The sequence below is a fragment of the Cryptosporangium phraense genome (assembly GCF_006912135.1).
Taxonomy (GTDB): domain Bacteria; phylum Actinomycetota; class Actinomycetes; order Mycobacteriales; family Cryptosporangiaceae; genus Cryptosporangium; species Cryptosporangium phraense.
On the sequence record NZ_VIRS01000032.1, the window covers coordinates 16619 to 34919 of the forward strand.

At 72.5% G+C, this 18301-nt stretch carries 19 protein-coding genes; 7 read left to right on the forward strand and 12 right to left on the reverse strand.

Annotation, left to right across the window (positions count from 1 at the left end):
- Positions 1 to 62: 62 nt before the first annotated feature.
- The 3 genes from sigJ to FL583_RS32225 are packed head-to-tail and all read right to left on the reverse strand — an operon-like array spanning position 63 to position 2740.
- Positions 63 to 944 carry an RNA polymerase sigma factor SigJ gene (gene sigJ / locus FL583_RS32215; protein ID WP_142708660.1) on the reverse strand — a complete coding sequence of 294 codons (882 nt, stop codon included), beginning with the start codon at positions 942 to 944 and terminating at the stop codon, positions 63 to 65.
- Positions 941 to 1291, reverse strand: coding sequence for a DoxX family protein (locus FL583_RS32220; protein WP_142708661.1), 351 nt, complete (start codon positions 1289 to 1291; stop codon positions 941 to 943). The genes sigJ and FL583_RS32220 overlap by 4 nt, the downstream gene beginning before the upstream one ends.
- Positions 1292 to 1330: 39 nt before the next feature.
- Positions 1331 to 2740, reverse strand: coding sequence for an amidase (locus FL583_RS32225; protein ID WP_142708662.1), 1410 nt, complete (start codon positions 2738 to 2740; stop codon positions 1331 to 1333).
- A gap of 132 nt (positions 2741 to 2872) precedes the next feature.
- Between FL583_RS32225 and FL583_RS32230 the strand changes: the two genes are divergently transcribed.
- Complete coding sequence (locus FL583_RS32230) at positions 2873 to 3229, forward strand: VOC family protein (protein WP_142708663.1); 357 nt, start codon at positions 2873 to 2875, stop codon at positions 3227 to 3229.
- On the opposite strand, the gene FL583_RS32235 is transcribed toward FL583_RS32230, so the two are convergent.
- Genes FL583_RS32235 through FL583_RS32250 form a run of 4 tightly spaced genes read right to left on the reverse strand, consistent with a single transcriptional unit; the run spans position 3219 to position 6478 of the window.
- Positions 3219 to 3995: an ABC transporter ATP-binding protein gene (locus tag FL583_RS32235; protein ID WP_142708711.1), complete on the reverse strand. Its 777-nt coding sequence runs from the start codon at positions 3993 to 3995 to the stop codon at positions 3219 to 3221. The two genes, FL583_RS32230 and FL583_RS32235, sit on opposite strands and share 11 nt — an antisense overlap.
- A 2-nt stretch (positions 3996 to 3997) precedes the next feature.
- The gene (locus tag FL583_RS32240) at positions 3998 to 4762 is read right to left on the reverse strand and encodes an ABC transporter permease (protein WP_142708664.1); all 765 of its coding nucleotides are present in this window, start codon (positions 4760 to 4762) and stop codon (positions 3998 to 4000) included.
- Positions 4759 to 5526, reverse strand: a complete 768-nt coding sequence (locus FL583_RS32245; RefSeq protein ID WP_142708665.1) for an ABC transporter permease — start codon at positions 5524 to 5526, stop codon at positions 4759 to 4761. The genes FL583_RS32240 and FL583_RS32245 overlap by 4 nt, the downstream gene beginning before the upstream one ends.
- On the reverse strand, positions 5516 to 6478 hold the full coding sequence (locus FL583_RS32250) for an ABC transporter substrate-binding protein (RefSeq protein ID WP_142708666.1): 963 nt from the start codon (positions 6476 to 6478) through the stop codon (positions 5516 to 5518). The genes FL583_RS32245 and FL583_RS32250 overlap by 11 nt, the downstream gene beginning before the upstream one ends.
- Positions 6479 to 6751: 273 nt before the next feature.
- Here FL583_RS32250 and FL583_RS32255 point away from each other — a divergent pair, with 273 nt between their 5' ends.
- Positions 6752 to 7102 carry a hypothetical protein gene (locus FL583_RS32255; protein WP_142708667.1) on the forward strand — a complete coding sequence of 117 codons (351 nt, stop codon included), beginning with the start codon at positions 6752 to 6754 and terminating at the stop codon, positions 7100 to 7102.
- Positions 7103 to 7106: 4 nt separating this feature from the next.
- On the opposite strand, the gene FL583_RS32260 is transcribed toward FL583_RS32255, so the two are convergent.
- The 3 genes from FL583_RS32260 to xylA all read right to left on the reverse strand — a co-directional run bounded on the left by FL583_RS32260 (position 7107) and on the right by xylA (position 10431).
- Positions 7107 to 7532: a hypothetical protein gene (locus tag FL583_RS32260; protein ID WP_142708668.1), complete on the reverse strand. Its 426-nt coding sequence runs from the start codon at positions 7530 to 7532 to the stop codon at positions 7107 to 7109.
- 46 nt (positions 7533 to 7578) lie between these two features.
- Positions 7579 to 9012, reverse strand: coding sequence for a dihydrolipoyl dehydrogenase family protein (locus tag FL583_RS32265; protein WP_205752664.1), 1434 nt, complete (start codon positions 9010 to 9012; stop codon positions 7579 to 7581).
- Positions 9013 to 9243: 231 nt separating this feature from the next.
- Positions 9244 to 10431: a xylose isomerase gene (xylA, locus tag FL583_RS32270; RefSeq protein ID WP_142708669.1), complete on the reverse strand. Its 1188-nt coding sequence runs from the start codon at positions 10429 to 10431 to the stop codon at positions 9244 to 9246.
- Between the two features lie 84 nt (positions 10432 to 10515).
- On the opposite strand from xylA, the gene FL583_RS32275 reads away from it, so the two are divergent.
- On the forward strand, positions 10516 to 11688 hold the full coding sequence (locus FL583_RS32275) for an ROK family protein (RefSeq protein WP_205752665.1): 1173 nt from the start codon (positions 10516 to 10518) through the stop codon (positions 11686 to 11688).
- On the opposite strand, the gene FL583_RS32280 is transcribed toward FL583_RS32275, so the two are convergent.
- The gene (locus FL583_RS32280) at positions 11678 to 12622 is read right to left on the reverse strand and encodes a TetR/AcrR family transcriptional regulator C-terminal domain-containing protein (RefSeq protein WP_142708670.1); all 945 of its coding nucleotides are present in this window, start codon (positions 12620 to 12622) and stop codon (positions 11678 to 11680) included. The genes FL583_RS32275 and FL583_RS32280 overlap by 11 nt on opposite strands.
- Positions 12623 to 12793: 171 nt before the next feature.
- Between FL583_RS32280 and FL583_RS32285 the strand changes: the two genes are divergently transcribed.
- Positions 12794 to 14407 (forward strand): MFS transporter, encoded by a 1614-nt coding sequence (locus FL583_RS32285; RefSeq protein ID WP_142708671.1) that lies wholly within the window; start codon positions 12794 to 12796, stop codon positions 14405 to 14407.
- A 10-nt stretch (positions 14408 to 14417) separates the two neighbouring features.
- Here the strand turns inward: FL583_RS32285 and FL583_RS32290 are convergent, their stop codons facing one another.
- Positions 14418 to 15137 carry a hypothetical protein gene (locus tag FL583_RS32290; RefSeq protein WP_142708672.1) on the reverse strand — a complete coding sequence of 240 codons (720 nt, stop codon included), beginning with the start codon at positions 15135 to 15137 and terminating at the stop codon, positions 14418 to 14420.
- Between the two features lie 13 nt (positions 15138 to 15150).
- Between FL583_RS32290 and FL583_RS32295 the strand changes: the two genes are divergently transcribed.
- The 3 genes from FL583_RS32295 (at position 15151) to ykgO (ending at position 18219) form a co-directional block, all read left to right on the forward strand.
- Positions 15151 to 15330 (forward strand): hypothetical protein, encoded by a 180-nt coding sequence (locus FL583_RS32295; protein WP_142708673.1) that lies wholly within the window; start codon positions 15151 to 15153, stop codon positions 15328 to 15330.
- Between the two features lie 1999 nt (positions 15331 to 17329).
- Positions 17330 to 17557: a hypothetical protein gene (locus FL583_RS32300; protein WP_142708674.1), complete on the forward strand. Its 228-nt coding sequence runs from the start codon at positions 17330 to 17332 to the stop codon at positions 17555 to 17557.
- Positions 17558 to 18096: 539 nt separating this feature from the next.
- Positions 18097 to 18219 carry a type B 50S ribosomal protein L36 gene (ykgO, locus tag FL583_RS32305; RefSeq protein ID WP_142708675.1) on the forward strand — a complete coding sequence of 41 codons (123 nt, stop codon included), beginning with the start codon at positions 18097 to 18099 and terminating at the stop codon, positions 18217 to 18219.
- Positions 18220 to 18301 lie beyond the last annotated feature (82 nt).

Sequence of the window (18301 nt, forward strand, 5' to 3'; positions counted from 1 at the left end):
CTGTCGATCCGGAATCCTTGTGATCCGACAAACGCGCAGCGTAGCGGGGTAGTTCCCGAGTCCTAACCCGACGGCAGGCGCATCTTGTCGGGGTTGGTGATCGTGTACACCTCGCGAATCGGCGCGGGCGCGCCGGCGTCGAGGTCGAGCACCATGACGCCGAACGGGGTGTCGTCGGCCTCCAGGAGCAGCGAGAGTTCACCGTTCACCGGCCGGTAGCGGACCGTGAACCGGCCCGGATAGCGCGTGGCGATGCCCGCGAGCACCCGGGCGACGCGGTCCCGGCCACTCACCGGGCGGGGCACGGCCCGGGCCTTCCCGCCGCCGTCCGTCCACAGCGTCACGTCCGGAGCGAGCAGTTCCAGGAACGCGGTGACGTCGCCGTCCCGGAGGGCGGCGACGAAGCGCTCGGTGAGCGCGTGCCGCAGGCGCGCGTCCGCGGGCCGGCGGGGACGGCGGGCGCGGACGTGCTCGCGGGCCCGGTGCGCGAGCTGGCGCACCGCGGCCGGGGACCGGTCGAGCATCGTGGCGATCTCGGCCTGCGGGTAGCCGAACACCTCGTGGAGCACGAACACCGCGCGCTCCAGCGGCGTCAGCGTCTCCAGGACGACGAGCAGCGCGAGCGAGAGCGACTCGGCGTGCAGCAGCCCGGCGTCCGCGCCGGCCTCGGTGACCAGCGGCTCCGGCAACCACGGCCCGACGTAGGTCTCCCGGCGCCGCCGGATCGCGTCCTGCCGGGCCAGCGCCTGGTTCACCGCGACCCGGACCAGGTAGGCCTTGGGGTGGGTGATCGGGGTCCCGCTCTGTGCCCGGGCCGACCGGGCCGACCAGGCCAGCCAGGTCTCCTGAAGGACGTCCTCGGTGTCGGCGACGCTGCCGAGCAGGCCGTAGACGATCGCGAACAGCAGCTCGCGGTGGTCGAGGTAGACGTCGGTGGGGTTCACCGGAACACGACGACTTCGACGACGGCCAGCGCGAGCAGCAGGTTGGCCAGCACGAACTGGGGCGAGTAGTCACCGGCGCGGAGATGGAACGCGACCGCGCAGGTGAAGTAGAGCACCAGCCCGACCGCGGCCGCGGCGCCGACCGAGGGCACCCCCAGCAGGCCGATCAGCAGACCGGCCGCGCCGGCCAGTTTCAGCGTCCCGATCGGGAAGATCAGCCAGCGCTCGGGGACGCCGACCGCGGCCATGCCGGTGCGGATCACCGGTAGCCGGGCCAGCGCCCCGGCCCCGGACAGCGCGTAGGCGGCCACGGCCACCAGTGTGACGACGTGCGCGAGAGCGTTCATACCGGCTAGGAGGACCGGCGGTGGCCGGATGTGACATGCCTAGAACGTCGGGGTTCGGCGTCCGTGGTGCGTGGCGGCCTCGAAGGCGGACGCGACCTGGAGCGTGAACAGGTCCGAGCGGGGCTTCGTCACGATCTGGAGGCCGACCGGGAGGCCCTCGGGCGTGAAGCCGGCCGGCACCGAGATCGCCGGGGCGCCCAGCGTCGTGACGTGGTAGGCGGCCCGCATCCAGTCCAGGTAGGAGTGCATCTCCTCGCCGGCGATCTCGCGCGGGTACTCGTCGTCCACGTCGAACGGGACGACCTGGGTGACCGGCGCGAGCAGGACGTCGTACTCGTCGAAGAACCGGATCCCGGCCTGGTACACGCGCGAGTGCGCGGCCACCGCCCGGCCGACGTCGGAGCGGGTGAGCGCGCGGCCCTGCTCGATGTTCCAGGCCAGCGCGGGCTTGAACGCGTCCGGACGCTCGTCGAAGCTGGCGCCGAAGCCGACGTCGAACGCGTTCGCGCGCAGGGTGCGGAACGCGAACTCGGCCTCGGAGAGGTCGGGGGTCGCCTCCTCGACGAGCGCGCCGAGCTCGGTGAACACGGTCGGCGCGGCGGCGAGGACGGCGGAGACCGCGGGGTCGATCGGGAGGCCGCCGAGCGTCGGGCTCCAGGCGACCCGCAGGCCGCGCAGGTCGATCTCGGTAACCGTGCGGAACGCGTCGCCGGGCGTCTCGAGCGAGAGCGGCGCGCGGGGATCGGGGCCGGCGATCGCCGAGAACAGCAGGGCCACGTCGGCGACCGTGCGGCCCATCGGGCCGGACGTGCCGAGCGGGTCCCACAGGTTGTCGCTCGGCAGCGCCGGGACCCGGCCCGGCGTCGGACGGAACCCGACGACGTTGCAGAACGCGGCCGGGTTGCGCAGCGAACCGCCCAGGTCGCTGCCGTCGGCGATCGGCTGCAGCCGGGCGGCCAGCGACGCGGCCGCCCCGCCGCTGCTGCCGCCGGCCGAGCGCCCCCGGTCGTAGGGGTTGCGGGTCGCGCCGAACAGCGTGTTGAACGTGTGCGAGCCGGCCGCGAACTCGGGGACGTTGGTCTTGCCGATCCGGATCGCCCCGGCCGCGCGGATGCGCGCGACGACGAGCTCGTCCTCGGCCGGCACGTTGTCGGCGTGCAGCGGGGATCCGTACGTCGTGCGCATTCCCGCGGTGTCGTGGGTGTCCTTGAACGCGATCGGCAGCCCGTGCAGCGGCCCGGTCACCGGCCCGTCGTCGGCGGCCTTCGCCGCCGCCCGGGCGCCCTCGGCGTCGAGCGTGATGATCGCGTTCACCTGCGGGTTGACGCGGTCGATGCGGTCGAGGTGGGCGTCGACGACGTCCCGGGCCGAGATCTCGCGGGCGCGCAGCCGCCGGGCCAGGTCGGTCGCGTCGAGCGCGCACAGCTCGTCGGCGTCTCGGGTCTCCATCCCCCGAGCGTCGCCGACGCACCGGCACCCTGTCACGGACCGACCCTGCCGCGTCGGCGGCCCAGGATCCGGCGAGATCTGCCAGGCGATACCGGGCGGATCCTGCCCGGTATCACTTCTAGCCTTCTCGGCATGAACTTCGTATCGATTCGTGTCATCACCGCCGACGTCGCCCGGCTGGTCGGTTTCTACGAGCAGGTCACCGGGCTGACCGCGACCTGGGCCACGCCCGACTTCGCCCAGTTCAGCACCGACGTGGCCACGCTCGCGATCGGCAGCACGCGCACGGTCGCGATGCTGCCGCCGGACGCGCTGCGGCCGGGCGAGAACCGCTCGGTGATCGTCGAGTTTCTGGTGGACGACGTCGACGCGCTCGCCGGAAAGATCGACGCCGAGGTCGTGCTGCCGCCGACGACGATGCCGTGGGGGAACCGGTCGCTGCTGGTCCGCGACCCCGACGGCAACCTCGTCAACCTGTTCAGCCGGTGACCGCGGCCGGCCCTCGCTTCTTGGCCGCCTGGATCTCCGCGTAGACGTGGGCGCGGAGCTCGGTGAAGCGCGGGTCCCGGCGGGTCGTGAGCTGGTCCCGCTCCGGCGGCAGATCGACGGTCAGCGTCTCCTGCACCACGGTGGGCGACGCCGACAGCACGACGACCCGTTCGCCGAGGTAGACGGCCTCGTCGATGTCGTGGGTGACGAACAGGATCGTCACCCCGAACTTCTGCCAGATCGAGCGGATCAGGTCCTCCAGGTCGGCCCGGGTCTGCGCGTCGACCGCCGCGAACGGCTCGTCCATCAGCAGCACCGACGGCTGGTACGCGACCGCCCGGGCGATCGCGACCCGCTGCTGCATGCCGCCGGAGAGCTGCCAGGGGTAGGCGTCACCGCGGTCGGCCAGGCCGACCGCGGTGAGCGCCTCCTCGACGAGGGCGGCCCGCCGCGCCTTCTTCACCTTCTTCTCGCGCAGCGGCAGGTCGACGTTGCGCCGCACGGTGAGCCAGGGGAACAGGCTCCGTCCGTACTCCTGGAAGACGACGGCCAGGTCGGCCGGCGGGCCGGTGACCGGCGTCCCGGAGAGCGTCACGCTGCCGCCGGTCGGCCGTAACAGCCCGGCGGCGCACTTGAGCAGCGTGGTCTTCCCGCACCCGGACGGCCCGACCAGACAGACCAGCTCGCCGGCCTCGAGCGCGACCGACACGTCCCGGATCGCCTCGACGTCCCCGTAGGTCTTCCGCAGGCCGGTGATCTCCAGCAGCGTCACTGCGCACCTCTCCCGGATCGGCGGAGCCCGAAGTACCACCGCAGGACCACTCGTTCGGCCAGGCCGAAGAGCCCGGCGAGCACCACGCCGAGCAGGCCGAGCAGGATGATGCCGGTCCACATCTCGGGGATCGCGTAGCTTCGCTGGAACTGGACGATCGTGAACCCGAGCCCGCTGGAGGCCGCGAACATCTCGCTGATCACCATGAGGATGATCGCGATCGCCAGCGCCTGACGCAGGCCGGTCATGATCTGCGGGCTGGCCCCGCGGAGCACCAGCGTGCGCAGCCGGGTCAGCCGCCCGATCCGGTACGCCCGGCAGACCTCGCCGAGCACCGGGTCGACGGCCCGGACGCCCTCGATCGTGTTGAGCAGCACCGGCCAGACGCACCCGAACCCGATCACGGTGATCTTCATCGTGTCGTCGATACCGGCGAACAGCATCACGACCGGGACGAGCACCGGCGGCGGCACCGCCCGCAGGAACTCCAGCACCGGTTCGGTGTAGGCGCGCAGCCGGGCCGACGACCCGATCGCGAGCCCGAGAAGCACCCCGGCGACGCCGGCGATCGCGAAACCGACGAGCAGCCGCACGACGCTCGGGACGACGTCGGCTCGGATCGTCGGCCAGGTCCACGTCGGACCGAAGGCCTTCGCGACCGCCGGAGGCGTCGGCAGGAAGAAGTTCCGGCCGCCGGCCGAGGCGGCCCACCACACGCCGATCAGGACGATCGGCAGCAGGAACCAGCGGACCACCCTCACACCGGCACCTCCCGGCGGACGGACGCGTGCCAGCACAGCAGCCGGCGCTCACCGGTCCGCACGCCGACGTTGACCAGGACGCCGAGCACGCCGGTGGTGAACACCAGCGCGTACACCAGCGCCGGTTCGGTGCCCGAGCGGGCGACCGCGATCTGCTGACCGAGGCCGGGCGCGCCGATGACCAGCTCGGCGGTCACCGCGAGGATCAGCGCGACCGCCGCCCCGAGCCGGACCCCGGTGAGCACGTACGGCAGGGCCGACGGCCAGGTCACGTGCCGGATCCGGCCCCAGCGGCCGAACCGGAACGACCGGGCGGTCTCGTCCGCGACCGGGTCGACGTCGGCCACCCCGGCCAGCACCTGCACGTAGATCTGCCAGAACGCCGCGTAGACGACGAGCAGCAGCGTCGACCCCAGGCCCGTGCCGTAGACGATGACCGCGAGCGGGATCAGCGCGACCGACGGGATCGGCCGCAGGAACTCCACGCTGGACGTGGTGAACGCGCGGACCGCGGGCACCAGCGCGAGCGCGAAGCCGAGCCCGATCGCCGCCGCGGCCGCGATCAGCAGGCCCAGCAACCAGGCCCAGACCGTGTCGCCGATCGCCGACCAGTACTCGCCCGTCCCGGCCTCCCGGACCAGGACCCGGAAGACCGAGGACACCGGCGGCAGATCGGTCGACGACACGAGGCCGGCCCGGGGCACCGCCTCCCACACCGCCAGCGCGATCAGGGCACCGGCCACGGGACGCCAGTCAGCTCGCATAGAGCGCGGTCAAGTCGGGCGTCTTGGAGAGCACCTTGTCGTCGGTCGCGAGCCGGGCCACGGTCGCCACCGACGTCCGGTTGATCTCGGCCGGCCACTTCGGGAGCGTCAGCTTCGGCGCGAGGTCCGCGCTGATCTTCGTGTACTGGCTCAGAATCTGCCGGACCTCGTCCGGGTGGGCGTCGGCGTAGGCGTTCGACTCCCGGATCGCCTCGACGAAGCGGGCGACCAGGCCCTTGTCGGACTTCAGCAGCTTCTCGTTCACGAACCAGCCGGCCACCGACAGGTTCGGCGCGACGTCCACGAACGTCGAGGTCAGCACCCGGGCGCCGGCCGCCAGCACCTGGGACAGCTGCGGCTCCACGATGAACTCGGCGTCGACCCGGCCGCCGGCCAGCGCGGCCGGCATGTCGGGGAACGGGAGCTCGACGAACTTGATCGAGCCCGGGTTCCCGCCGGCCTTGCGCACCGAGGCGCGGACCGAGGTGTCGCCGATGTTCTTCAGCGTGTTGACCGCGACCCGCTTGCCGGCCAGGTCCTTCGCCGTCTGGGCCGGGCTGCCCTTTCCGACGACGATCGCCCCGAAGTCCTTCCCCTGGACGCCGGTGCTGGAGACGCCGTTCGCGACGACGGTGAGCGGGAGGCCCTTGTCGCGGGCCAGCAGCAACGACGTGAAGTTCGAGAACCCGACCTGGTACTCGCCCGACATCACGCTCGGCACGATGGCGGCGCCACCGGCCGCGGTCTTCAGCGTCAGGTCGATGTGCCGCTTCGTGAAGAAGCCTTTCTGCTTCCCGAGGTAGATCGGAGCGACGTCGACGATCGGGATCGTGCCGACGGTCAGCTGGGCGTTGCCGCCCTGGGTCTTGACGTCGGGGCCGGACGATCCGCCGCATCCGGCCAGGGCGAGAGCCAGCGTGGCGGCAGCGATGCTCGCCAGTGCACGGCGCATGGAGGCTCCAAGGGGGTGAGCGTGCGCGGTGAGAAGGGGTCGAACTTATTGACGGGGGTCGAGCTCCGTCAACGGCGCGATTTTGTTAGCTGCATTGTTAACAGTCTGCGCGGGTGAGTGGGTGGTCTTCGCGATAAATGGGGTTGGGTTAGCGGGTTTGGTCGCCAAGTTGTGAACAATCCGAGACCCGTGAACCCGTTGACACGGGCGGCCCGTGTGTCAGCCAGGTGTGTCCGGCGCCGTTCCTACCCGTCGATCAGGGAGAGACAGGACATGAGCAGACGGTGGATCGTTCTCGTCGGACTGGCGCTGGTGAGCGCGTGCGGCACCGCGGACCCGGCGCCGACCGCCGGGAGTCCGTCGCAATCAGCGGCGGCGTCGGGCGACCAGCTCTGCGGTCATCTCGAACAGATCGAACCGCAGGTCGCCGCGGCGACGAGCCCGTCGGACGCGCGGACGATCGTGTCGATCCAGGTCGCGACGATCGCCAGCAGCAACCCCGGCCTGCGCGACGCGATCGCCACGCAACTGGACACGCTCACGACGAAGAGCTGCCCGCAGACCCGCCAGGCGATCCTGGCCAAGGTCGGAGCGGACAGCTTCGCCGACGTCGTGAAGGAGTAGAGCTCTACTTCTTCCGGCTGGTCAGGCTCTCCAGCACCAGGCCGGCGCCGATTCCGAACATCCACACGTCCTTGGCGATCGGCGTCCCGGCCTGGGTGGGCCGGATGCTGCCTTCCTCGCGCAGCCCGGGCGTCTTCAGGTACAGCCCGAGCAGGCCACCGGCGAACGCGGCCAGCCCGGCCCCGGCGACCGCGGCCGGGACGATCGGCACCAGCAGCGCGGTGCCGAGCGCGATCTCCGCGGTGGAGAGGTACTTCGCGAACTGCTTCGGCTCGATCCCGGCGAGGAACGGGTAGGTGCCCGCCGCCATCCCGTGCATCCCGGCGGCCGCCTCTTCGTCGGCGTTCCGCTTGGACAGGCCGGAGTTCAGGATGTACGCGCCCGTGGCCAGGCGCGGAGGCAGCTGGCTGAGCCGACCGAGGAACCGCATGGGGTACTCCTGTAGACGAGTTACCGGAATGTCCGAATCGTAGCCCTTATTTCCCCCGGCGCTGCGAATCAATCGTCTCCAACAGACGCAGCCATACTTCGCTGATCGTCGGGTAGCTCGGCACCGCGTGCCAGAGCTCGCCCAGCGGGACCTTCGCCTGGATCGCGACCGTGGCCGAGTGCACGAGCTCGGCGATGCCGGTGCCCACGAACGTGGCCCCGACCAGGCGGTCTCCGTCCAGCACCAGCTTGGCCCGGCCGGTGTAGTGGTCGCGCACCAGGTACGTGCCGGCCAGCGCGGCCATGTCGTACTCGGCGACCGACACGTCCAGCCCGGCGTCGCGGGCCTGGGCCTCGGTGAGGCCGGCCGAGCCCACCTCCGGGTCGGTGAACGTGACCTGGGGGACGATCGCGTGGTCGTGCTGCCGGGCGGCGTTCCCGGCGGCCCGGTCGGCGATCACGTCGCCGGCGATGCGGGCCTGGTACTTGCCCATGTGGGTGAGCAGCGCCTTGCCGTTCAGGTCGCCGACCACGTAGAGCCAGTCGATCCCCGGCACGGTCAGGTGCTCGTCCACGTCCACGAAGCCCTTCGGCTCCAGGCCGACGGTCTCGAGCCCGAGGTCGTCGCTGTTCGGCGTCCGGCCGGCGGCGACGAGGATCTCGTCCGCCGTCACCGTCGATCCGTCGGAGAGGGTCACGGTCACCTCGCCGCCGTGGATCAGCCCCTCGCCGTTGTCGTTGACGACGGGCCGGGCGACGTCGGTCACGCGGGTCTTCGTGCGGACGGTGACGCCGGAGTCGGCGAAAGCGGCCGCGACGATCTCGCCCGCGAACGGCTCGTTCTTCGACAGCAGGCGCTCGGAGCCCTCGACGATCGTGACCTCTTCGGCACCCAGGCCGCGGAACCAGGTCGCGGCCTCGCAGGAGACGACGCCCCCGCCGACGATCACGATCCGGCGAGGGATCTCGTGCACGTTCGTGGCGTCGCGGGACGTCCACGGGCGGGCCTCGCGCAGCCCGTCGATCGGCGGGACGCTCGCGCGGGTGCCGGTGGCCAGGACGACCGCGTGCCGCGCGGTCAGGGTCCGGCCGTCGACGGTGACCGTCTTCTCGCCGGCCAGCCGGCCGCGGCCCCGGACGACGTCGATGCCGGCGCCGGTGGCCCAGTCGACCTGGGAAGTGTCGTCGTGGTGGTTGACGATCTTGTCGCGCCGGTCGAGCACGGCCTGGACGTCGAGCCGGGCGCCGGTGACACCGTGGAGGTCGCGGCTGTTCGAGACGAGTTCGACCGGGCGGAGGAGTCCCTTGGACGGCATGCAGGCCCAGAATGAGCACTCGCCGCCGAGGAGTTCCTGTTCGACGATCACGGCTTCGAGGCCGGAGAACTGGGTCGCGTACTGCGCGGCAATTTCGCCGGGAGGGCCGCCGCCGATGACGATGACGTCCCACTCGGTCCGGTCCGGGTTCAGCTGAGCGCTCACCGCCCCAGTCTGCCCGCCCCGTTCGGCCGCCGCTCCTCGGGCTCGCCGATAGAGCGCTCACGCCCGTGGACCTGCTCATCCGCCGCCCGCGCACCGCCCTAGCGGGCCTTTGCCGCCAAAAGCCCGCTATCCGGCGTGCTTTGACGTTGACTAGCCCGCAATCCGAAGAACCGCGGACGGCGGCGGGCGTCGGAACCGGAAGGGACCGGCGCCCGCCGGGCAGGCGTAGATCTAACGGGCGTTCAGGATGTGCTCGATGGCGAGCTGGTCGAGGCGGACCGCGCCGGAGCCCTTGGCGGCGGCCGCGGCGACGTCGAAGTCCTCGAACGCGGAGCGGTCGGCAGCCAGGTCGGCGATCGACTCACCCTCGTTGAGGGTGGGCTGCGCGAGCCCGGTGACGCCGTGCTCGGAGAGCGCGGCCTGCACCTCGGGGTCGGCGCGGAAGGCCTGCGCGCGCTCCTTGAGCAGCAGGTACGTGCGCATGTTGGCGGCGGCGGAGTTCCAGACGCCGGTCAGGTCCTCGTTGCGGAAGGGCTTGTAGTCGAAGTGGCGGGGACCGTCGTAGGTGGGGCCGCCGCCGAGCGGGCCGTGCTCGAGCAGGTCGACCAGGAAGAACGCGTTGATCAGGTCGCCGTGACCGAACACCAGGTCCTGGTCGAACTTCGGGCCGTGCTGGCCGTTCAGGTCGATGTGGAACAGCTTGCCCTGCCAGAGGGCCTGGCTGATCGCGTCGACGAAGTTGAGGTTCGACATCTGCTCGTGGCCGACCTCGGGGTTGAGGCCGACGCGGTCGGCGTGCTGCAGCATCGAGATGAAGCCGAGCGCGTGGCCGACCGTGGGGAGCAGGATGTCGCCGCGGGGCTCGTTGGGCTTGGGCTCGATCGCGAACTTGAGGTCGTAGCCCTGGTCGAGCGAGTACTGGACGAGCGTGTCGATCGCCTCGGCGTAGCGGGAGAGCGCGGCGTGGACGTCCTTGGCCGCGTTCGTCTCCGAGCCCTCGCGGCCGCCCCAGCAGACGAACGTGCTCGCGCCGAGCTCGGCGGCCAGGTCGACCTGGCGCATCGTCTTGCGCAGCGCGTAGCGGCGCACGCTGCGGTCGTTGCTGGTGAACGCGCCGTCCTTGAACACCGGGTGGGTGAACAGGTTCGTGGTGGCCATCGGGACGACCAGGCCGGTCTCCTCGAGAGCCTTCTTGAAGCGCGCGATGTGGTTGGCGCGGGCGTCCTCGTCGGCCTCGAACGGGATGAGGTCGTTGTCGTGGAACGTGACGCCGTAGGCGCCGAGCTCGGCCAGCTTGTGCACGGACTCGACCGGATCGATCGGGGCGCGGGTCGCGTCGCCGAACGGGTCGCGGGCCTCCCAGCCGATGGTCCAGAGCCCGAACGTAAAGCGGTCAGCGGGGGTCGGCTGCGCTGCCATGATGCGTACCTCCGTGCGGTTCCGGTGATTAGTTCAGACCGTTAACATATCTGTCTGCGGCCGGATTGGGGAGAGGTGCGGGTGGTGGAACTTCCTGGACCGGCACGTATCGGTTCGGTGCGGGCGCACAACCTGGCGCTCGTGTTGCGGGCGGTGGCCTCGGCGTCGTCGCCGGTCTCGCGGGCCGAGGTGGCGGCCGCGACCGGGCTGACCCGGGCCTCGGTGTCTGGCCTGGTCGACGCCCTGGTGGCCGGACGCCTGCTGCGTGAGACCGGTGCGCCGACCCGGACCGGCGTCGGTCGTCCGTCGACCGGTCTGGTGTTGGACGACGGTGGCCCGGCCGGGCTGGGCATCGAGCTGAACGTCGACCATCTTGCCGCCTGCGTGGTCGATCTGAGCGGAGCCGTGCGGGTGCGGCGGGTCGTGTCGTCGTCGTTCCCGGTGGTGACGCTGGCTCAGGAGGCGGTGTCGGAGGCGCAGGAGCTCGGGCTGACGCTGTCCGGGGTCGCGCTGGCCGTGCCCGGGCTGGTGGACCCGGCGACCGGGGAGCTGCTGGTGACGCCGAACCTCGACGGCGGGGCGGGCGAGGTGCTGGCCCGGCTGGGCGCGCTGCAGAGCGTCCCGCTGGCGGTGGAGAACGAGGCGACGCTGGCCGCGCGGGCCGAGCAGCGGGCTCTCGGGGCCGCCGCGCCGCGGTCGTTCCTGCAGGTCTCGGGTGAGGTCGGCATCGGGGCCGGGCTGGTGCTCGACGGGCAGGTGTACCGCGGCCGGCACGGGTGGAGCGGTGAGCTCGGGCACGTGACCGTGCGGCCGGGCGGGCGGCCGTGCGCGTGCGGCAGCGACGGGTGCCTGGAGCAGTACGCGGGGCTGCGGGCGATCGCCCGGGCGGCCGGGTCGGCGGACGTTGCCGGGCGGGCTGCGGCGGGGTCGGCGGACATCGCCGGGCGGGCCGCGGCCGGGGACGCGTCGATGCTGGCCGCGCTGGCCGACGCCGGGGAGGCGCTGGGGCTGGCGCTGGCCGGGGCGTTGAACCTGCTGGACCTGGACGCGGTGGTGCTGGGCGGGGCGCACGCCGAGCTGGCGCCGTGGCTGGTGGGTCCGATCGAGGCTCAGCTGGAACGGCGGCTGGTGGGGGCGGCGGTGTCCCGGCCGGTGGTGCGGGCGTCGGTGCTCGGGGTGGACGCGGCGGCGTTGGGGGCGGCGTGGTCGGTGCTGGATCGGGTGCTGGAGGATCCGGCGGGGTGGCTCAGTTCTTGATGAGTTCCTGGAGCCCGTCGAGATAGCGTTGCAACCCCCATTCGAACATCGACTCGGTGGAGAAGTCGACGTCCGGTAGGGCCTGCAGGGCGGTCATCATCGGGAATCGGCCGGTGGCCATGACCTCGAGATAGTAGGGATCCTGGCCCTTCATCCACTCGTCGGCGTCCATGCCGGTGTCCTGCTGGTTGCGCAGCTCCTCGTCGTAGACGAGCGCCACGCTGCGCACGTGGTTGAACAGGCAGACCGCGGCGTGCAGCAGCTGGCCCGGGTCGAGGCCGGAGTCCTTCAGCGTCGCCATCGCGTACTCGGTGTGCACCATCCCGCGCGGGACCAGTTGCGGCCGGGAGAACGACAGCACTCCGGCCATCCAGCGGTGCTTCCGGTAGATGTCCCACTGGATGCGGGCCACCTCTTCGAGGCGGCTCCGCCAGCCGGTCGGCTCCGGGTCGGGGATCAGGTCGACGTCTCCGAAGACCGCGTCGAGCATGAGGACGACCAGGTCCTCCTTGCTCGGGACGTAGCGGTAGAGGGCCATCGTGGCGACGCCGAGGTCGGCGGCGACGCGGCGCATCGAGAGCTCGGCCATGCCGTCGGCGTCGGCGATGGCGATGGCCGCGGCGACGATCCGGTCGCGGGTGAGGGGGGCGTCGGTGGGGCGGCGGCGTTTTTGCGGTGGGTCAGGGAGCTGGCGTCCTGGGGGCGGGAGTTCTTGTTCTTCGTTGGTTCTGGCGCGGACGACGGTGCCGACGCCGGGGACGGCGTCGGCCAGGCCGGCCTGGCGGAGCGCGGTGAGGACCTTGGTGGCGGTGGCCATGGCAACGCCCCACTCGCGGGTGATCTGGCGGGTGGACGGGAGGCGGTCGCCGGGGGCCAGTTCGCCGGATTCGATCCGTCGGCGGAGTTCTTCGGTGATGCGGGCGGAGGGGGTCACCGTACTAGTGCACCACGGGCCCGTGGGAGTTGACAACGGAGCTGAGCTGCGCGATTGGGTGAACTAGTGCACTAGGTGCGGTCTGAGCTGCGACTTTGGCGGTTGCGTACGCAGTATTTGATGCGCTTCAATGCTGGTGCTGGCAACGATTCCAACTTCGGGGAGCTCCTCATGTCTGATGAGTACAGCGTCCGCGCGGGACGGAAGGAGTGGGTCGGCCTCGCCGTGCTGCTCCTGCCCCTGCTGTTCGTCTCGATGGACGTGTCCGTGCTGTACTTCGCGGTGCCGTTCCTGAGCGTCGAGCTCGAACCGACCAGCACGCAGCAGCTCTGGATCTTCGACGTCTACGGGTTCGTGCTGGCCGGCCTGCTGATCCCGATGGGCGCGATCGGGGATCGGATCGGGCGGCGGCGGTTACTGCTGATCGGGGCGGTCGCGTTCAGTGGCGCTTCCGTGCTGGCCGCGTACGCGCCGAGCGCCTCGCTGCTGATCGCCGCGCGGGCGGTGCTGGGCGTGGCCGGGGCGACGCTGATGCCGTCGACGCTGGCGCTGATCCGGAACATGTTCTCCGACGAGCGTCAGCGCGGGACGGCGATCGGGATCTGGACCGGGGCGACCAGCGCGGGGATCGCGCTGGGGCCGGTGCTGTCCGGGCTGCTACTCGAGCACTTCTGGTGGGGGTCGGTGTTCCTGATCAACTTGCCGTTCATGGTCATGCTGCTGGTGCTGGCTCCGGTGCTGGTGCCCGAGTTCCGGCACCCCGGGGTGGGGCGGTTCGACTGGGCGTCGGGGGTGTTGTCGCTGGCGACCGTGCTGCCGGTGATCTGGGGCGTGAAGGAGCTGGCGCAGATCGGGGGTGGGGCGTCGGGGTCGGTGGGGTGGCCCGTATCTGCGGTTCTGTTCGGGCTGGCGGTCGGCGTGGTGCTCGTGCGGCGGCAGGTGCGGCGTCCGGACCCGCTGATCGACGTCGCGCTGTTCCGACGGCGGGCGTTCGGCGGGGCGGTGGCGCTGAACGTCGTCGCCATGTTCGGGGTCGTCGGGTTCGCGCTGTTCGCGACGCAGTATCTGCAGTCGGTGCTGGGGTTGAGCCCGCTGCGGGCGGCACTGTGGAGCGTCGCGCCGTCGATTTTGGTCGGTGGAGCCGCTCCGCTGGCGAACGCGCTGGCCCGGGTGATCGACCGGGCCTACCTGATGGCGGGGGGTTTCCTGATCGCGGCCGTGGGGTTCACGCTGACGACCCAGGTGTCGCCGGATCGCGGGCTCTGGATCGTCCTGCTGGCCGCGACGACGTACGCGGTCGGGCTGGTGACCGTCATGTCGCTGGTGACCGAGGTGGCGCTGGGGATCGCGCCGCCGGAGCGGGCCGGGTCGGCGTCGGCGCTGCTGGAGTCGGGGTCGGAGCTGGGTGGGGCGCTCGGGATGGCGCTGCTGGGGAGTCTCGGGAGTGCGATCTACCGGCACGGGGTGACGTCGGGGGCCCCGGACGGGGTGCCGTCGGAGGCGTTGGACACGGTGCGGGAGACGCTGGGTGGGGCCCAGGCGGTGGCGGCGGGGTTGCCGGGGGAGCTGGGGGACGCGGTGCTGCGGGTGGCTCGGGATTCGTTCACGGACGGGTTGCACGCGGCCGGGGTGGCGGCGGCCGTGGTGATGGTGGGGGCGGCCGTGGTGGCGGGGACGCGGTTGCGGGGGTTGGGGATCGGTTCGGAGGGATCGGGGGACGCTGACCGGGGCTCGGTCCCGGTCCCGGGCCGGGGCTCGGGCCGGGAGGCGGCGGCGGAGGTTTGAGGGGGGTGGGTCAGCGGTGCCAGAAGTAGGTGCGGGTGGCGGGCTGAGCCGTGAGGAGTCCGATGAGCACGGCCGGAACGACGAGCTGTCCGAGCGTGAGTCCGATCGAGCCGCCGCCGATCGAGGCGACACCGGAGACGATGACGAGCGCCGAGAGCCCGGACGTGATCCCGAACGCCAGGCGGCTACCGCGCCAGATACCCCGCCCCAGCCAGCCCATGATCGTCGCCCCGACCAGCGGAACGAAGAACACGGCCGGGCCGAGCGTCGCGAAGAGCAGCGAGAGCGCGAACAGGCCCACGCCGACGAGGTTCACGAGCACCATCGCCGCCACGACCGCGGGCGGCCGGGCCGGGCGCTCCCGGGGAGTCTCGACGACCCCGAGCGCGACGGTCGGATCGGCCGCGTTCCGGGCGTCGAGGTCGCTGACGGGTGTCGGGGTGGGCGTCGTCCAGCCTGAGGCGGGCGTCTCCGGGGGACCCCAGCCGGGGGCGGGGTTGCCGGTGGGCGTCCAGCCGGCGGAGCCGGTCTTCGGCGGGGTGGACGTGGCCGGACCGGGATGGGTGGGCGGCGAGCTGACGGGTGCGGTCGGCGTCCATCCGGTGCCGGGGGGTGGCATCGAGGGGGTGGCGGCCGGCGGGGCGCTGATCGGGGAGGTGGCGCGGGCGGTCGTCTTGGGTGGGGAGCTGACCGGTTCGGTGGCGGACCAGCCCTTGTCGGCGGGGGGCATGACGGGGGTCGGGATGGCGGTCGGACGGGAGTTCGGGGCCGAGGTGTTCGGAGCGGTCGGTGGTGTGGCGGTGGTGTCGTTCGGCGGGGCGCTGACCGGTTCGGTGGCCGACCAGCCCTTGTTGGCGGGGGGCATGACCGGGGTCGGGGTGGTGGCTGGACCTGCGGCCGACATCGACGTCTCGGCGGGGTAGGCGATCGCGGCCCGGGCGGACGTGGGGGGTGCGCTGATCTGGGGTGCGCTGACGGGGGGTGCGCTGACGGGGGGTGCGCTGATCGGGGGCGTGACGGTGGCGCGGGCGGTGGCTGGGGGTGTGCTGGTCTGGGGGGTGACCGTGGCGCGCGCGGTGGCGGGTCCGCGGGGTGTGGTGGCGGGGCCGCGGGGTGCGGTCACTGCGGCGCGGGCGACCGAGGTCGACGGGTCTGCGCCGGGCGCCGGGCGGGAAGGGCCGGCGGGAGCCGGCGTGTCTGGGCCTGGCGGGGGTGAGACCTTGGCTCGGGCGGTGGCGGGTGGGGCGCTGACCGGTGGTGTGACAGTGGCCCGGGCTGCGATGGGGCCGGCCGTGTCAGGCCGGGTGGTGGCGCGGTCGGTGGGCTGGGCCGGCGGCTCGGGCGTCGGTTGTGCGGCGGCGGCGGTTTCGGTCATCGCGAGCAGGGCGGCCAGGGCGGAGCCCGGCGTGACCTGGAAGATCTCGGCAGCCTGCTTCGGTCCCGACTGCTGCTTAGGCCCGCCCGATTTCTCCGGCGCCTCGGCGGGAGTCGCCTTCTTGGTTGCTTCCGGGGCCACCGGTCGGAGGGGAGCGGTCGCGTCGTCCGTCGCCGGACCGGTCATCGGTTCGGCCGGCTGCGCCTGCGGGCTCGCCGGGTCAGCGCCCCGTGCCGTGGCGTCAGCGCGGGTGCTGTCCTCGTCGGTCGGTGGGGCTTCGGCCGACGAGTCGAGGGCCGAGGACGATTGCACGGCCACGTCGGCGGCCGACCGATCTGGTTCCACCCGCTGAGCCGGGATCCGGGCTGCCTCCTGGAACGCAGCCGCGGTCGTGAACCGTTCGCGATCCGGCGAGAGCGAACCCGAGAAGCCACGCTGCGCCGCGACGACCCGCGCCCCAGCGGGCTCCGCCGTGGCAGACCCGGCCCTCGCAACCCGCGCCTCCTCAGCACGCGCTCCCAGCGCACGCGCCGCCTCAGCCGGCGCGGCTTCGGCGCGCGCGGCTTCGGGCCGCGCTGCGGCGGGCCCTGCGGCCACAGCTCGCGCCCTCTCAGCGCGGGCCGCCTCCGTACGGGCCGCCTCCGTACGGGCCGCCTCAGTGCGGGCCGCCTCAGTGCGCGCGGCTTCGGGCCGGGCTGTGGCGGGCCTTGCGGCCGACGCTCGCGCTCCCTCAGTCCGTGTCGCCCCGGCCGGTGCCGTCTCGGTTTGTGCCGCCTCAGTGCGCGCGGCTTCGGGCCGGGCTGTGGCGGGCCTTGCGGCCGACGCTCGCGCTCCCTCAGTCCGTGTCGCCCCGGCCGGTGCCGTCTCAGCTGGCGCCGCCTCAGCCGGCGTCCGCTGGGCTCGCGCTGGTTCGGCCCTCGCCGCGGCGGGCTCGGCCGCCTCTGCCCGCGCCGCCGTCAGCTGGGCGGCCGGCTGCGCCGGCGCGGTCCGGGGCGCCTCGGGCGGGGCTTCGTTCGGTTGCGCCTCGTGAGGGCGCGCGACTTCCGGATGCTGCGCGGACGCATCACCCGGTCCGGCGGATCCACCCTCGTCAACACTCGGTAGAGGCCCCGGCGTCAGCTCCCGTCCCGGGCCGCCCGCGGACGGCCCCCCGGACGGCGTCCGTATGACGGACTGCGCTCGGCGGGCGCGAATCAGCGCGGTCGCGACCGCGGCGGTGTGCGCCACCGGCGCACCCCCGGAAACCGGATCAACTACCCCCAGCGGCACGGTCGCGGCCGGATCGGACGAGGCGGCAGCGTCGGCGCGAGAGGAGGATCCCGGGGTCATGGCGCCGGACGGTAAGGGCCGAGCGGGTCATCGCGCCTCATACGAACGGCTAGACCCCGCTGTCCTCAGTGGTCATTTGTGCCAACTCGTCACCGCTGGTCAGCCTGGCGAAGGCTACCGACCGTAGTCGGTTACTCGTCGGGAATATCCGTTGGCACTTCGGCGTCTGTATCGATACAGTAGAAGAGTACGAAGAACATCGATGAAGGATGGACACCGTGCCTACGGCACCGAGTATTGAGCAGTACCTGCAGGAGCTCCACGACGACTACGCGTCGCGCATCAACGAGGCGGTCGCCGAGGACCGCGACGACCTGGCCTGGCAGCTCGCCGACGCCTACACGAACGAGGCGCTGCGCGCCCAGGCGGACTACGGCCTGACCCCGACCCTCGACCGGCTCCCCGGGCGGCGCCCGACCGCCGCGACGATCCCCGCCGCGGCCTGACTCAAGCCGCCTCCCAGCGGCCCGCGCCGCGCCGCTACGGCGGCCCGCGCCGCGCCGCCACGGCGGCCACAGCCACGCCGCCTCACCGCGGCCCGAGCGACCCCGCCGAACGGCGCCCCGGGCCGCGCCCCCGAGCGGCACCCGGCCACGGCAACGGCCACGGCCGGCCACGGCCCGGCCCGGCCAGGGCCCGGCCAGGGCAACGGCCACGCCCCGGCAACGGCCACGCCCCGGCCACGGCCGCGGCAACGACCACGGTCCGGTGCCGGCCACGGTCCGGTGCCGGCCACGGTCCGGTGCCGGCCACGGCCCGGCAACGGCCACGCCCCGGCCACGGCAACGGCCACGCCCCGGCCACGGCCGCGGCAACGGCCACGGCCCGGTCCCGGCCACGGCCCGGTCCCGGCCACGGCCCGGCCCCGGCCCGGCCACGGCCCGGCCACGGCCCGGTCCCGGCCACAGCAACGGCAACGACGCCCGCCCCACCCACCTCGGAATGCCCGCGTACTGAAAATGGTTCTCAACACTGGGAGGTAGCCATGAAGGTACGTAACTCGCTCCGGGCCCTCAAGGCCAAGGACGGATCGATCGTCGTCCGTCGTCACGGACAGATCTTCGTCCTCAATAAGAAGAACCCGCGCCTGAAGGCCCGCCAGGGCTGACACCGAGGGCCCCGGTCATACGACCGGGGCCCTTCACTGTTCGGACGGCGGAACACCAGAACAGAACCGTCCGACCCCCGGG